12 protein-coding genes and 1 pseudogene are annotated in these 15,564 nt (G+C 44.3%); 5 read left to right on the top strand and 8 right to left on the bottom strand.

Features of this window, described 5'->3' with window-relative positions; all coding sequences use genetic code 11:
- Positions 1–439: 439 nt before the first annotated feature.
- Positions 440–1,690, bottom strand: a complete 1,251-nt coding sequence (locus tag D5I41_RS12105) for a dipeptidase (protein ID WP_162892828.1) — start codon at positions 1,688–1,690, stop codon at positions 440–442.
- Between the two features lie 137 nt (positions 1,691–1,827).
- Here D5I41_RS12105 and D5I41_RS12100 point away from each other — a divergent pair, with 137 nt between their 5' ends.
- Positions 1,828–2,847: a helix-turn-helix domain-containing protein gene (locus D5I41_RS12100; protein ID WP_119009997.1), complete on the top strand. Its 1,020-nt coding sequence runs from the start codon at positions 1,828–1,830 to the stop codon at positions 2,845–2,847.
- 49 nt (positions 2,848–2,896) lie between these two features.
- On the opposite strand, the gene D5I41_RS12095 is transcribed toward D5I41_RS12100, so the two are convergent.
- The 3 genes from D5I41_RS12095 to dsrO are packed head-to-tail and all read right to left on the bottom strand — an operon-like array spanning position 2,897 to position 7,925.
- Positions 2,897–5,989, bottom strand: a complete 3,093-nt coding sequence (locus tag D5I41_RS12095) for a tetrathionate reductase subunit A (protein WP_119009996.1) — start codon at positions 5,987–5,989, stop codon at positions 2,897–2,899.
- Between the two features lie 14 nt (positions 5,990–6,003).
- On the bottom strand, positions 6,004–7,119 hold the full coding sequence (nrfD, locus tag D5I41_RS12090) for an NrfD/PsrC family molybdoenzyme membrane anchor subunit (RefSeq protein WP_119009995.1): 1,116 nt from the start codon (positions 7,117–7,119) through the stop codon (positions 6,004–6,006).
- Entirely contained in the window at positions 7,116–7,925 is an 810-nt protein-coding gene (gene dsrO / locus D5I41_RS12085; RefSeq protein ID WP_119009994.1) for a sulfate reduction electron transfer complex DsrMKJOP subunit DsrO, read from the bottom strand. The genes nrfD and dsrO overlap by 4 nt, the downstream gene beginning before the upstream one ends.
- Before the next feature lie 247 nt (positions 7,926–8,172).
- Between dsrO and D5I41_RS12080 the strand changes: the two genes are divergently transcribed.
- Positions 8,173–10,038: a sensor histidine kinase gene (locus D5I41_RS12080; protein WP_119009993.1), complete on the top strand. Its 1,866-nt coding sequence runs from the start codon at positions 8,173–8,175 to the stop codon at positions 10,036–10,038.
- 11 nt (positions 10,039–10,049) lie between these two features.
- Entirely contained in the window at positions 10,050–10,652 is a 603-nt protein-coding gene (locus tag D5I41_RS12075; protein ID WP_119009992.1) for a response regulator transcription factor, read from the top strand.
- Between the two features lie 74 nt (positions 10,653–10,726).
- On the opposite strand, the gene D5I41_RS12070 is transcribed toward D5I41_RS12075, so the two are convergent.
- Positions 10,727–11,803 carry a permease gene (locus D5I41_RS12070; protein ID WP_119009991.1) on the bottom strand — a complete coding sequence of 359 codons (1,077 nt, stop codon included), beginning with the start codon at positions 11,801–11,803 and terminating at the stop codon, positions 10,727–10,729.
- Between the two features lie 133 nt (positions 11,804–11,936).
- On the opposite strand from D5I41_RS12070, the gene D5I41_RS12065 reads away from it, so the two are divergent.
- Positions 11,937–12,230 (top strand): ArsR/SmtB family transcription factor, encoded by a 294-nt coding sequence (locus tag D5I41_RS12065; protein ID WP_119009990.1) that lies wholly within the window; start codon positions 11,937–11,939, stop codon positions 12,228–12,230.
- A 330-nt stretch (positions 12,231–12,560) separates the two neighbouring features.
- Here the strand turns inward: D5I41_RS12065 and D5I41_RS12060 are convergent, their stop codons facing one another.
- The 3 genes and pseudogenes from D5I41_RS12060 to D5I41_RS12050 all read right to left on the bottom strand — a co-directional run bounded on the left by D5I41_RS12060 (position 12,561) and on the right by D5I41_RS12050 (position 13,782).
- Positions 12,561–12,992 (bottom strand): GNAT family N-acetyltransferase, encoded by a 432-nt coding sequence (locus tag D5I41_RS12060; protein WP_119009989.1) that lies wholly within the window; start codon positions 12,990–12,992, stop codon positions 12,561–12,563.
- Positions 12,993–13,052: 60 nt separating this feature from the next.
- Positions 13,053–13,226, bottom strand: a pseudogene (locus D5I41_RS12055) (LysR family transcriptional regulator); the annotation flags it as partial.
- 133 nt (positions 13,227–13,359) lie between these two features.
- On the bottom strand, positions 13,360–13,782 hold the full coding sequence (locus tag D5I41_RS12050; RefSeq protein ID WP_371860105.1) for a RidA family protein: 423 nt from the start codon (positions 13,780–13,782) through the stop codon (positions 13,360–13,362).
- A gap of 392 nt (positions 13,783–14,174) precedes the next feature.
- On the opposite strand from D5I41_RS12050, the gene D5I41_RS12045 reads away from it, so the two are divergent.
- The gene (locus tag D5I41_RS12045) at positions 14,175–15,560 is read left to right on the top strand and encodes an aminotransferase class V-fold PLP-dependent enzyme (protein ID WP_119009987.1); all 1,386 of its coding nucleotides are present in this window, start codon (positions 14,175–14,177) and stop codon (positions 15,558–15,560) included.
- Positions 15,561–15,564 lie beyond the last annotated feature (4 nt).

Here is a 15,564-nt window from a genome sequence, read left to right as displayed (position 1 = left end):
TTGCCCTCTAGAATAGGACTTGCTAAGGTAATCAATAAGGTGAGTCAATCACAGAGCCCCTCTAGGCTCAGGATAGAATTTAGTTCATCAAAATCAGTGCTTTAAAATCAAATTTGACGTCTACCTAGGATTTCAAATCCCTATCTCTCCGCCACATTTATAAAGCCCAAGTCATTGATTCACAAAGACTTGGGCTTTATAAATGCCTATTGTTTTTCGCATGATCCCAATAGGTGTCACGATCATGTACATAACCAAGAACCGAAACGCAAACTACTACACTAGAATCGGCTTACCTAAATATCTTAGAGCTTCGGGTTACCCTAGTGAAATGCGCTTCTCTCTATACAAAAAATCTAACTCAGGCCATAGACCGAACTGTTATAGTTTTGAATCTAGTATGCCCTTGGCTTAGCCCCACCTTGTATCTTGAGTGCGTTTAGCCTTCCCAGTTAGCAGCGTAGACTCGCATTAAGTTTTCACCAAGGAAGCCACGAATTTCTTTGTCAGTCCAACCTTTAGCCTCCAATAGCGCAACAACATCCCAGATGTTTTCTGGTGCAATATTGGATGCAGGAGTACCGAAGCCTAGTTCTGGTGGGTATACATCAGCATTACCAATGTCACGCTCAAGCCAATCCAAGATACCGTGGACGTAGTCAGTAGAAAAACACACCTTATCCCTACCGATTAAGTTCGCTATGTATTCAACATGCTCCACGTAACGTTCAGGGCTAGCATCACTTTCTTTGTTAAGAAACAACCCAACACCAGTCGGGCATACTGCTCCGTCTGTTGAGCCAATCGCAATGATTGCTTCATCACTCATATTTCGAGAAACGTTGTGCAATGCAGCTGCATTGGAGTGAGATGCAACCATGGGCTTAGTTGACACTTTCGCGGCATCAATTGTTGCTTGGTTTGATGAATGGGAAACATCAATAACCACTCCATTTGCTTGTGCATGCTTTACCCACTCAACGCCCAGGTCAGTTAGTCCTAAATCTTGAGTCGAACCACCACCAGCAAAAGCGTTATTATTGTTGTATGTAAAGTTAGCAACCTTGATGCCATGCTCTGCAAATTTCTTAGCATGCGCTTCAGGATCGTCAATTGCAGGATCAGAGCCTTGCGTATTATAAACAAACGCAGTCTTGCCTTCTTGTTTAGCCTTGTAGATATCAGATACTGTTGAAATTCGAGATAACGACATTTGCTTTAGGACTTTGTCAGAGTCAGTTGCAGTCTGGTAAATGGTCTTTTCGCCGTTACCACCAGGAAAGGCATATAACGTAGCAGAAGTAAGAGTCATACCCGCATCGATATTGCGCTGAATGCCCGCCTTAAAGTTCTTTTCGCCATGACCTACCACACCAACCGATACTGGCATTACTGAATTAATTACAACCGCATCACTGTACTTTTTGCGTGCTGCCTCTGCCTTCTCCATTTGCTCTGGTGTTCGTTTTAAGTCATAGGCTTCTGCTAGAAACAGAGCACGAGCCATCAACTCTTCTTGAGACTTTCCTCGCGGATTCCAAAGCCTCGATTCCACATCAACATCAGAAACAAAACCTGCCTTGGCATTCCAACCTCCTTCAACGTGTTCGTGCTCTTGGCCTATTTCATGTGCCATTCCATAAGCAGAAAATAAAAGAGATGTCGCCAGTGCAATCGGTTTAAGTTTCATATTCCAGCCTCTATAAAAAGTCATGTGTGTTATCAATGAGGTAAGATTAATCCGATTCAGATTTTATAATGACCATTTTTGGAAAATAGCCAGGAATTGTAGTTTAATTAATTCATAGAAATTCAACTGGTTGCTGGATGAGTAAACAAAACACGATAACCCTGATTAATACACTAATGGCGCGGCCAATCCTAAAACACGCGCAATCGTTAGGTATTGATATTAAAGCCATTCTAGATAAAGAAACGGCTGTAGGTACCTACGATCAGCTAATGTATTTGAATGAAGGAAATATCGCAGGTTATCCACTGCGGGTACTCATGCAAACTGCCGTTGAGCTAGGCTATAAAGATTTCGGCGTTCAAGCCTCACTGACTCTAGATGCCTCTGAGGTTGTAGCGCTCGTGGCTCAAACCGACAACAGTGTGACCAACCTATATGACGCTCTGGTCGCGTTTTGTCTGGAAATGAATCGGTACCTTTCTACGTTTAATTTCTTTGAAATGGAAAGCACTAACGGTGGTGTATTCCTAAGAAGAAACCAGCATTTTGTGGTTGATTTGGGTAATGAGCCAATGGAGTTGTATTCCATATCGATGTTGATACAACTCATTCGGTATTACCTAAATAAAGAGTGGCAACCTGACATCCTTTGGCTAACTAGCGCGAAGCCTGAATTTTCATTGCCTGACCCGCTAACATCTAATCACTTCTTTTATCAGAAGCCCGTAGGGAAACTGTTTATCAGCGACGTCGACTTGCAATTACCAGTCATATCTCATTCAGACAAACACAAGGCTCAATATAAAAAATTGAGGCCAAAACCAGACCTAACCCATTTGTCTGCCATAGAGCTCGTCAAAAACGCGCTAATTCCATATGCAATGGATGCGCTACCAAAGTTTGATCAATTAAGTATGGTTGTGGGGTGTCACTCTAAGCAGTTGCAATTGAAGCTTGCTCAAGAAGGCTCTGGCTTTAGGCAGATTGTACTGCAGATAAAAAAAGAACGTGCGGAAGAATTGATGAAAAATACAGACTTTGACCTTGCTCGAATTGCCATAGAGCTGGGGTATCAGAACCCTACCCACTTTTCTCGCGCCATGAAGGCCCTTATGGGAATGACGCCGAATCAAAGGTTGAAACAATTGAGATAGTAGCCAAGAAAAAAGGGCTAAGTAGCCTTAGCCCTATTAACTTCAACGGTTACGCCTTGTAGAGCTTAGCCGGTAGTGCTTGTCTTGCGGCGGCTCCGACAACCCAATCCAGCATCACGCCTTTGCCTTCTCTTGTTGGGTCAATCAAGCCAACATCATTGATATTGACGCCATCGCTAGACTTCATTTTTACAGGTTGCTGTGTATCACCAATCCAATGAGAACGCTCCCCTAGCTCTTTGTGACCAAAGCCATGCTCAAAGCCTAGAGTGCCTTGTCTAATGCCCTCAATCACCATAGCAATGGCTTCAGTCTTGGCACTTGGGGTTTCAACCACAAACAGATCACCGGTTTTTATACCCGCAGATGCAGCATCTTGAGGGTGAATGTAAACAGGATTGAAGCCCTTAATTGAGTCTAATCGTGGAGAAAGATTCGACACCGCACTGTGAATGTTCGACTTAAAGTTAGTCAGCGTAAATGGCCACTCAGTTTTCGGGTATTGAGTCTCTAATGGCGTACCATCTGCCAACTTCTGAGGGTGCCACGTCGGACAACCACTGTATTGTTCACCGCTAATGGTGTTACGCGAAGTACCCAGTTTCTCATTCCATATCGCCAATGGTTTTTTCCATTTGTACTTCATGGTCTCTTTTGCGTAAGCGTTGGTGGCATCTTCAAAGCGTCCACCACGAGCAAAGATATAAGCGACCTTGCGCATCTCTTCTGGCTTAAGCGTCTTATTCATTGCCGGTACTAAGCGTTCTAAGCCAGACCATACAATGTCTTCAGCATCCACATCCGGCACACCACCTTGTGTAAATGCCAGGTTTGCCGCTGAACGCAGATAATAATCTTCAGCGCTATGAATACCATGCCAATTGCCTTGGCTATCTTTGATTGCATTGTCACCAAAGCCACCTAGCCCTAGAGATTTCGCCAGATCAATAAAGAAGTTTTCTAGGTTAATCGCACGGCCGTCTTGGGTCTGTGATGTTTTAGGTTCAACCACAGGCCAACGAGCTGTGATCGCTTTTGTCGCGACTCCATGCCACGGCGTCGCCATTCCCCAGCTTTCATAGGTGACAGTGTCAGGCACTAAGTAATCCGACAATGCAGTGGTTTCGTTGATGAATGCATCAATCGATACGATCAAGCCCAATTGCTTTGGATCCTTGAGTTTCTCACCCAATAAGTTATCTAAACCAGGGACACCATAAAGCGGGTTGGCCATGTGGTTAATCCAAGCTTTTGCTCGATAAGGGTAGCCATCAATCGCAGCCGATAGATGCTCTGTCAGCAAAGGTGCCGAGATTGGGTACCATGGTGCTCTTGTTGGGTACGGTGATTCACCTGCCGCCACTCGGCGTTTGTATTCACTGGTCTTTTGGTAAGGGAACTTACTGCGAGACAGGAAGATGCCTTGAGGCTTAGTCTTACCCTTAAACTTAGTGAAGTCATAACGTGGGCCTGCTACCGATGTTGGGTAGCCGCCTGGTTTCGCCATCGCGCCACCTTTTGCATTCACATTACCAACCAGCGCATTCAACATAAGAATGGTGAACGAATTATAGAAACCGTTGGTGTGCATATTACCACCATGGGTATCCACTACAGCTTTAGTCCCGTAACTGGTGAAGCGTTTTGCAAGCGCTACAATTTGGTCTTGTGGGATATCACATTGCTCACTGTAGTAAGCCAGATCGTATTTAAAGGCTTCCTCTTTCAGTCTTTGCAATGATGATTTCACTCGAACATTTTGTCCGTTGATCATCACCTCTTGATCGACAAACAAAGTCGCTTCATCAACCAGATTATTTAATGCCAATTCTGACGTTGTGGCATCAAGTGCAATAAATGCGTCTTCATCAGACAGTGGTTCACCGTCGATTAACAGCCCAATGTCTGATGCACGAAGCATGTGACCATTCTTAGGGTGAGTCTCATCGCTGATCACAAGATGCGTCGCATTACACCAATGCGTTGTGCCTGCCTTCTCCATTGCTTGCGCGCTAGGACGAGACAAGAAATCTTGGTTGTAACGCTGGTTATCAATGATCCACTGGATCATACCAAGTACCAAGGCGGAATCAGTACCCGGCTTAATAGGCAACCAGTTATTGCGATCGCCAGCAGCCAGACTAGAAGAGCCAGCCGGAAGGCTTGGCGTGACTATGGTGTAGCTCAATTTACCGTCAGTACGTGCCTTTGCCAGTTGTCTTGCTTGACGCTTAAATGGGTTACCCGCTTGAGCCGGTGACATGCCGATGAACAAGATGAACTCTGCGTTCTCGAAGTCAGGTTTTAAGTGAGCAAACTTATCTAGGTCATTCATGATCGCACCCGAACCGGCGCGGAAAGCATATCCACAGTAAGAACCGTGGTGACCAAAGTTACGCGTACCATAGCTATTAAACGCAAAGCGCTTCAGGATATCGTCGCGGCCTTCATTACCCGCGTTAGTCACGAGTAGTTGGTTCGCTTTTGGTCCGTACTCTGGGTTGTTTGGATCAAGTGGCGTCTTCGTATCACGAATGGACTGCAAGCCCTCTACTTCACCCTCACCAAATAGGTCACCACCTTCAGTGATTTCGGAGATGAGCTGCTCATAGCTAATCGGTTCCCATTTGCCTTCACCACGTTTCCCGACACGTTTTAGCGGTTGGGTGATTCGATAAGGGCTATTTTGGATCTCTAGCATGCCATTACCGCGAGCACAGGCTGTTGAGCGTCCGTTGATGCCAGATTCACCAGATAAGCCAATATAGGCGTCTTTAACCGGCGTCTTAAATGGGATCTGCTGGTCGCTTGATAGCGGGTGGTATGGGTTACCAGAGATACGTAGGATCTCATCGTTGCGATTATCGATACGCACACGCAAACCGCACAATGTCCAACAACCAAAACACATAGAAGGCGCTACACGCTGGTTGGGATTGGGTGAGATCTTACCCTTCTCATCCACACTGTACTCTGTCTCCAATGAGTTACCGTGATGAATGTGATTCGTTTTCTTACCTGCGGTACCGTCGATGACACCGTGTACCATGTGCTTCGTGGTTGTCGCATAACCTGCAGCAAAAGCTCCAACACCACCAGCAGCAAGGCCTGCTTTCAAAAATTGACGACGTTTGTTATCCATGATGATTCCTCAGACTACAAGCTATGTGAATGGTTAAGAGATGAAGGAGTATTTGATTTAGGTAAGCCCGCTTTTGTCGACACTATCTCAGAGGCCAACAAAGCCAAGGCCAACCATAATCCACACATTCCAATAATGCCGAGTAAGCCTTCACTACCCATTGGTAACTCATAAGGGTATGGACCCACATCAATGCGTGGAATGGTTTGAACTTCCATCATGGTTACCCAACGTACAGCCCATGCTGAAACAATGGCGACAGTAGCCACTGCTGTCATGCCGAGCTTAGTTTGCGATAGGCGTGAAAACGGTACAGCTAACACCATACACAGCAAGATACTCAGGGTCATGATGCCTAGGTTGATACCCCAAGCGTGGTTTTCATATAGGTTAAACTCACCATGATTTGATGCCCAGATCGATGTAAGAATGATGGCAAGGGCGCCGACCAAGGTAGTGGTTCTTTGCACTATAGCGATGTCGGTTGTTGTCAGGTTTGGCTTGGTTGAAGGCAATAGAACCAAAATCAACAAGGTTAAACCAATCGCGGCGAAGAATGCCGTAGTGAACCAAAGCAAAGGTGATGCAGGCTGATGCCACAGTGGTCGACTTGCCAAAACCGCGATCTCTGCTCCAGTGTAAAGAGCAATACTTAAACCAGACAGTACGGTAGTCGCAGCCAATGCCACCATCATTTTTCCCGATACCTTCCATTGACCAAGAGTCAACCAAGCCAAGCGTTTTAGCAGTGGGTTCTCGCTGTGTTTCAATTGTGCAATGTCATCTCTTAGATAGACCCACGCTGTAGCGACAGCGAGCCCAGAGAATAAAGGCAAGAACAAAGAGCCCAGCGACATCCAAGACCAAGGGGTAATATGAGCATAGAAGTGCCATGCTCTGCCTGGTTGGTGCAGATCACCGGTCAAAGCCAGTGGTCCAACAATCCCGCCAATTGCCGTCACTAACACAAGTGCTGAACGAAACTGGTGACTGGTTGAGTTTTTGAAGATAAGCGCAATCAGGAACAAAATCGCAGCAGCGTACGCAGAACCAATGTAGAAGAAATATTGAACAGCCCACGGTAGCCAAGCAACCTCTTGAGCGGGAACTAACACCTCAGTGATATTCATGCCTTTTCTCCTTGTGTCGCAATAGCGGATTCTTGATGATCAGTCGCAGGGTCATAAATCGCAGCCTTGCCCTCTATGTGGCTGACGAATCGCTCATTCATTCCGATATAGAACACATGCGGATTGGTATTCTGCTCAGGCTTGAGCACCTTGATGTCGTCTTTATTTTCATTAAGCAGACGATTAATTTCGCTGTTTGGATCCTTAAGATCACCAATGACACGCGCACCACCCACGCAAGTTTCGACACAAGCCGGTAGCAAACCATCTTCTAGGCGATGTGCACAGAAGGTACATTTGTCAGCAGTCATGGTGTCGTGATTGATGAAGCGAGCATCGTAAGGACAGGCTTGAACACAATAGGCACACGCAACGCAACGTTCGTTATCAACCATCACAATGCCATCTTCGCGTTGGAAGGTGGCTTGAACAGGGCAAACCTTGATGCAGGGTGCGTTGTCACAATGGTTACATAGGCGAGGCAACATGAAGGACTTCACTTCTTGCTGAGCCGTAGTGCCATCATTAAGAGAGACTTCGTATTGTTTGACTGTGGTTCTGAACTGGCCAATTGGCGCTTGGTTTTCCACACTACAACCAACCGTACAAGCCTGACAGCCCACGCATTTACGTAGGTCAATTGCCATCGCATAACGCTTACCAACTTGGCCCTTTCGGTCAGCTTGGTCGTTATTGCGAATGGCTGTGCTTGCAACCGCGGTGTTAACCCCGACTACGGGAATAAGTGCGGCTCCGGCGGAAATCTTACCGAACTGGCTGAGAAACCGTCTTTTCAATGAGTCCATAATGATGCCTATCAATGGGTATTCTATCTATTAGGCTCATTGTCGGATTTTGGACGTACTCGAGATATTGTGGATTTCCACATACCCCGATCAAACTTGATCTAGAACAAATTAGGTTTTACCCATCTAGCTGTTATGCTTCATATAGAGCGCCCTAAAAGTCTGATTTCGAAAGTTAATGTGTTAACTCTTAGCATCGAAAGCACATTGCAATAAATCTAGGGCTAAGCAGGAGAAAAGGATTTCAGTGATAATTCGCACCCTTATTAGAGGCATTGGTCTTTGCTGCATGAGTCTGACGGCAGGCCTGTGCTTGGCAGAACAAACTGAACAAGAGCCTAATGTGGTGGCAGAGTCAGCACAGATCATCGAGGTGGGCGTCTTAGCCACCAGAGGTAAGCTGTCGGCACAACAACGCTGGCAACCCACCATGGATTGGTTGTCGGAACGCATTCCGGATAAACGTTTCGTTCTAAAGCCTTTCAACTTAGATGAGATGGCGGAGGCAGTAAAAAAGGTTGAGGTCGACTTTGTGGTCACCAACCCTGGACAAGCCGTCCGATTGGGACGCCAATACGCCTTGTCGTGGATGGCAACCATGACCAGTGACAATTTTGATGAGCAAGGGCTCAGCAATACTCGAGGTATTGGCTCAGCCTTAGTGGTCAGGAATCAGTCGCCTTATATCTCATTTGAACAACTTAGTGGCAAACCCATTGCAGCTGTCTCACAAAAGGCATTTGGGGGCTACCTCACCATGCGCTATCAAGTGATGAAAGCGGGATTAAACCCGAGCCAGTTCTTCGCAAACACACAGTTCCTTGGATTCCCGATCGATGCCAGCTTGTACCAATTGCGAGAGGGGAACATCGAGGCGGCTGTCGTTCCCGTGTGTTTAGTTGAGAATATGATCAACGAAGGCTTATTGGTCGTGGGACAATATCGTGTCATCCAAAATCAAGCCCCCGAGGGCTTTCGGTGCCAAGTCTCTACTCCTCTATATCCAAACTGGTCTTTTGCTAAGACAGAAAGGGCTTCATCGGCACTGGCAAAGCAAATGAGCCAGGTGTTACTTTCCATGCCAAAGGACAGTGCACCCGCCATAGCCGCAAATGCATCGGGTTGGACCTCCCCTACGAGCTTGCTCTCCATAGACAAACTTTATCAACAATTGGACATGCACCCACTACAACAGCCATGGTGGAAAGAGGCGTTAATCTGGCTCAAGCACAATCAACAATGGGCGTGGGCTTTCTTCATCTTTGTGGTGATATTAAACGCCTATCACTTCTGGCTAGAATACAAGTTCAGCCGCAGTAAAAAACAGCTGGAATCCACATTACACAAGCTAAAAAACAAGAGCGAACAGCTTGAGCATTCGCAACGTATTGCAGTCGTTGGAGAACTTGGTAGCAGTCTGGCACATGAGATCAATCAACCGCTCGCCGCCATTCGAAACTACAGCGAGGGCGGATTGTTACGCATATCAAAGAACAAACCGTTAACCGATATAAAACCCGTATTTGAGAAGATTCAGTCTCAGGTGGATCGCGCTGATGCGATCATTCAGCGCTTGAGAACCATGATTAAAAAACGATCCTCTAAGAAATCACTGACGGATATAGAACAGTTAATGACAGAGACCATTGAGTTACTGCAATTTAGATTGCAAAGGCACAATATCAACATAGAACGCTCCACTATCGGCCAACCCATAGAACTCTATGTTGACCCCATTGGGTTGCAGCAAGTGATCGTTAATCTTATTAATAATTCCACGGATGCCTGCGATGCCCAACAAGAGCGCGAAGCAAGCGCAACCTCTGATATTCAGTGTAAGAATAGAGAATTCGCGACAATTAGGGTGATCACCGAATATCACTCCAATACAATGATGTTGTCGGTTATTGATAATGGCACGGGCTTGGATTTCACAGAGCAGCAAGCGACTCAAGCCTTCATCAGTAGCAAAGAAAATGGGCTCGGTTTAGGCCTTGCAATATGCCAGGACGTAATAGAAGACCACAGTGGTCAAATGACGTTTACTTCACTCACTCCTCACGGTTGTCAGGTGACAGTGACATTGCCCTTAACCTCTTCAAATGATTCATAAGGAATCTCGCTATGTCTGATCTCCATCAAAGGTTACCGGTTTACGTCGTTGATGACGATGAGTCGATGCGTGACTCACTGGTCTTTTTATTAGAAGAGCACGATTTTACAGTATCAGCGTTTGAAGACGGTCCGAGCTTTTTGGATTCCGTCGACCTTGATGCCCCAGGCTGTGTGGTATTGGATAGCCGTATGCCCGAGATGCGAGGCCAACAGGTACATGACTTGATGCTCAAGGCACAAAGCTCCCTGTCAGTCATCTATCTAACCGGACATGGCGATGTCCCTATGGCCGTTGAGGCATTACAAGCCGGAGCTGTTAACTTCTTTCAAAAGCCAGTGAAAGGCAGTGAGCTTGCTGAAGCTATCATGAAAGGATTAGAAGCCTCCGAGAAGCATTTGCACATCAAAGGGTATCGAAAAGCTTACGCCTCATTAACTGAACGAGAGAAAGACATCTTAAAGCAGATCATCGATGGCAAGCGCAATCAGAAAATTGCCGATGAGCTTTGTATTGCGATGAGAACTGTGGAAGTACACAGAGCGAGCTTAATGAAGAAGTTTTCGGCGAAAACAGTGGCCGAACTTGCCTATATCTATGGGCAGTTGATCTAGCTAACCTTGTTAATACTCTTTCATCAAAACAAAAAGGCTCCCAAAGGGAGCCCTTTCAATATCATCTTTAATACTTAGCCAAAGATGATGGAGTATAGATAACCTGCACTGATTGCCATGGTTAGAATGACGCTCACAAATGCGATGATCATCTGATTCTTAAAGATAGACTTAAGCAGAATCACTTCGGTAAGACTTGCGCCAGCACTACCAATAATAAGAGCCATTACCGAACCCAGAGCCATGCCTTTTTTAACCAACGCCATGCTCAATGGAATAACCGCCTCTGCACGAATGTACAATGGGATACCAATGATAGCGGCTACAGGAATCGCGTACCAAACTGAATCACCAGCATATTGAGCAATCAAGTCTGTTGGAATAAAGCCGTAGATGAACGAGCCAATCGCAATACCTAGCATTAGGTAAGGGAATACTTGTTTGAAATCCACCCAAGTACTACGCCAGATACGCATCCAACGACTTTCAACCTTCTCTTCTGCTTTAGCTTCGGTGCCACAGCAAGACGTTTCTTCTACCTTGGGTGCACAACAAGACGACTCAACTACAGCTTGAACTGGCTTCGCCTGAGTATCACAACAAGAAGCCTCTTCTACTTTTGGAGCGCAGCAAGATGTCTCTTCTTTTACTGGAGCTGATTTTGAATCACAGCACGATGCGGCAGTGTTTACTGAATCATAGGCTTCTGGTTTTACGTAGCGTTCAAAACCTAGCTTCTCTAGCGCATAACCTGCACCTATGGATACCACCATAGCGATGGTGAAGTAGAACAGCGCAACCTTCCAACCAAAGGTAGCAACAAACAAACCAATGATAATAGGGTTAAGAAGTGGGCTACCAAATAGGAAAACCATCATTGGACCAAATCCTGCTCGAGCTCTTAAAAGCCCTTTCAAGAATGGGATTGTTGAGCATGAACAAAACGGGGTAATGGCACCAAGTAAAGCTGCGATAAAGTAACCTTTACCGTTTTTTGAACTCAGGATCCACTGCACTTTTTCTGGTGTTAGATATTCTTGAAGAATACCAACGATATAGCTAATGAGTAGGAATAGAACGGTCAATTCGGCCGCTAGGAAGACAAACATGCCACCAGCTTCTTTGGCCATATTAAGGATTTCAGGATTCATGATTTAAACTCTATCATTTCGATTATTCTGGAATTATAAAACCAAACAGAGTAAAGTCAAACCTTATTTCCAATTAATTGGAAATAAATAGCTAAAGACGAAATCCATTCAATTGATAAGAGTGAGACAGGCAATGCAACTAGAAGACGCGGCTAAGGTACTAAAAGAACTCGGTCACCCAACAAGGTTGTGTATCTATAAGGAAGTGGTCAAATACGGTGCCACTGGTATCCCAGTAGGTGCGCTTCAAAGTATGCTTTGCGTTCCGAACTCAACACTGTCACACCACATCACCAGTCTGGTTTCTGTCGGTCTGATTAGTCAAAAACGAGAAGGCAGGATCTTACGTTGTATTTCAGAATATGGCCTTCTCGAGGAAGTACTGACATTTATCAAGGATGAGTGCTGTCTCACGCGGGAGGGATAAAACAAAGGCTCAATGACGTTATCACTTATTGTTTACAATGAACGAAGAGTCAATACCGGTGAAATAAAGGCTTATTTACCAGAGACTTTCGGATTTCGAAAATTACAGTCTGTAGAAATCAGCGGTGAGCGAGTTTCAGGAAAAAAATTGTACTATTCGACATGCAGAGATTGCATACCTAAGAGTAACCTACGCTTGCATCTCCAAGAAGGTGGTTGCCTAGCCCCATTTACTGCTGGGCTTCACAATGCGAAAAGTGCATACGGAAACGCCCAAAGTTATTAGCCTTGGGCGTTTCTTCTAGCAAACTTGGTTACGACAAACCGAGCTTTATAATGTCATATGCAAAATAGGAAATGGTTTACCCATATCATCTAGCGGTGAGCGTGAAACGACTTTAAAGCCCATATGCTCATAGAAACCTACGGCCAATGGATTTTGTTCATTCACATCTACCTTGGTTGCGCCTAACTGCTCAATAGCGTGTTGCAGTAGCACCTTACCAACGCCTTGACCTCTTGCCTCGTTTGAAATGAATAGCATTTCAACCTTTGAGTCGTGGATACCCACAAAACCCAAAATTGAACCACTTTCGTTCTTAACGCATCTCAATGTGACAGCGGGAAAAGCTTGCTCGATGATAATTGGTTTAAAAAACTTAATGTCTTCTTCTGATATGAAGTCATGAGTTGCTCGGACTGAATTCTCCCAAACCTTTAGCATTTCTGCGTAATATTCAAGAAGCACATTTTCTACAATCATAGTATTTTCTCTAAAGTTGACTGAAATTCATGTGCAGCCGCGAGCGCGAATTTTAAGCTAAAAACCCGCTTCTGCCCAATCAATTTGAGCGTCTACGCTCTTTACTTCCATTATCCTGTGATTGGGTAAATTAAAACTAGGCAAACCTTCGTCTATAAAATCTCGAGTTCTCGTATCATAGCCCTGTAGAATCAAGGTGAGTTCCGCATCAACTTCTGCATCCTCAATCTCATTTAGATTGAAACTTTTAAGTCAGTAATGTGCAGTTTACGTATCGAGCGGAAAAAGGACGGTGCGGATTTAGTTGTGATATAAAAACAACGAGTTTCAGTCACTACAACGGCTTACTGAGACTCGTTATACTAACCTACTTCTTGATCGCTATTGCTTCTATTTCGATACCTACATCTCTAGGCAATCTCGCAACTTCAACCGTTGAGCGTGTCGGGTAGTTCTTCACATTGTAGCTGTCAAAGAACTCTCCATAAACCTCATTTACTTTAGCGAAATCATTAAGGTCTTTAACAAACACCGTCATTTTAACAATGTGCTCAGGTGTAAGCCCTGCCTGCTCGATAACAGCTCTAACATTCTCTAAAGACTGCTTTGTTTGTTCTTTGATATCGTCAGAAACTTCTCCTGTGACTGGGTTCACTGGAATCTGGCCTGACGTGATGACAAAACCACCTAAGTCAATCCCTTGCACATATGGACCAATCGCTGCTGGCGCTTGATCTGAATGTAACACCACACTACTGGCAAATACATTAAGGCTAGATAGTGACAATATAGCTGTGAAAATTAAACCCTTTAGATTTTTCATTTTTAGTACTCCTTAAGAATGTAATTTATTCTTAGCACAGTAACTATTTAACTGTATAGACTTCACCATCTGTCCAATTTAGTGCGTAAATATTTTTTACAGTGCATACTGAAATAGTAATTTAACCTTGGTCTACCCATAACAGTGCAATTAGTCGATAGCTATAACAAATAGTAATATCAACACAAAAATCCTGTACATCTTTTTATTTAAATGCATGAAAACTATCTAGCTCAATGCACCAATTTAAATCAAATCATTTACATCTTGTAATATAAAAATCTAAGTTTTTTTATCTATTGATCTGGTTGTTTTTATCTATAAAAATATTCATAGACGTTTAAAAAGGAGTTTATGATATGAAAGAGAAAAATATTGAATCTACAAATAGACGTGACTTTATAAAGAAAGGCATTGGTTTTTCCGCCGCTACTGTGGCAAGTAGCATGTTTATATCGAAGAGCGTAGTTGCCGATACATACCTAGAAAACTATGCAAATCTAGACCAGTGGTATTCTGGCGAGGATTATTGGAAAGAAATCAGAAAAATGTTTGTTCTTGAAAAAGACAGTGTTTATATGAACATTGGCACTACAGGATCGATGCCGCGTTCAGTGCTGAAAGAATACTCTCAAAATAATAAGCTAGTAGCCTCAACGCCATGGGGTAATGGCGGTTTATCAAGAGTCAATGATATGGCTAAAAGTATCGCTTCTGGATTTGGGGCCGAAGAAGATGAGATAGTACTTAGCCGCAATACCACTGATGGCATGTGCAGTATTATTAGTGGGCTCAACTTCAAGCATGGTGATGTTATCCTCACAACGCACCAAGAACACAGCGGCGGGTTGTCTCCGTTACACATCGCCGTAGAACGATGTGGCGCTGAATTAGTTGAAATAGATTTGCCTGTTTACACGGGTAAAAATAAACTCAAAGCCAATGATATAATTAAGGCTTTCAGGAAAGCCCTGCAAAGCCATAGTAACGTGAGGCTGATGGTTTTCTCTCATATTCCTTATGTCAGTGGTGTGACATTACCTGCGAAAGAACTTTGTGAACTTGCGAAGAAGCACAATGTACCTACGTTAATAGACGGGGCACATACTATTGGCATGATGAACCTCGATTTCAAAGATATTGATTGCGACTTCTACGCAGGATCAGGTCATAAATGGCAATGTGGTCCAGGGGCATCAGGTATCCTTTATGTGAGGGATAATGCGTCGCGCCTTAAAGAATATTGGAACGATAGAGAGCATGTGTTTTGGCCCGTAAACTCATCGTCTGCCCATTCGGCAACTGCCACTATACAGTCACAGTTGCAAGGGATAGGTAATGACAATTTACCCGCTAAGCAAGCACTGACAGACAGTTGCTTCCTATGGGATGAGATTGGACGACAAAAAATAGAAGATCGAGTACTTGAACTTTCAAGCTTATGTAAAGAGCAACTCAAAGATGCATTTCCTGATGCTTATTATTTTGCTCCAAATGATAAAGATCTATTAAGCGGTATCACTACTATTAATCCATTTAATCTTGATGACATCGAACTGCTAACTATATTTAGAGATCGATTACGTGATGAGCTTGGATTTACAGTACGAACGACTAGCTTCAGGCTATATAAATCAGATACTGAGCAATCACATGCATTAAGAATTTCAACACACTTATTCCATTCTAAAGCAGAAGTAATCAGGCTTGTTCAAGCAATGAAGCAAATATACATTAGTATGTAGAGCC

This window comes from Vibrio superstes (assembly GCF_003569005.1).
In the GTDB taxonomy this organism is placed as follows: Bacteria; Pseudomonadota; Gammaproteobacteria; order Enterobacterales; family Vibrionaceae; genus Vibrio; species Vibrio superstes.
Note: the sequence above shows the minus strand (reverse complement) of the source record. Positions and strands in the feature narration are given on the sequence as shown.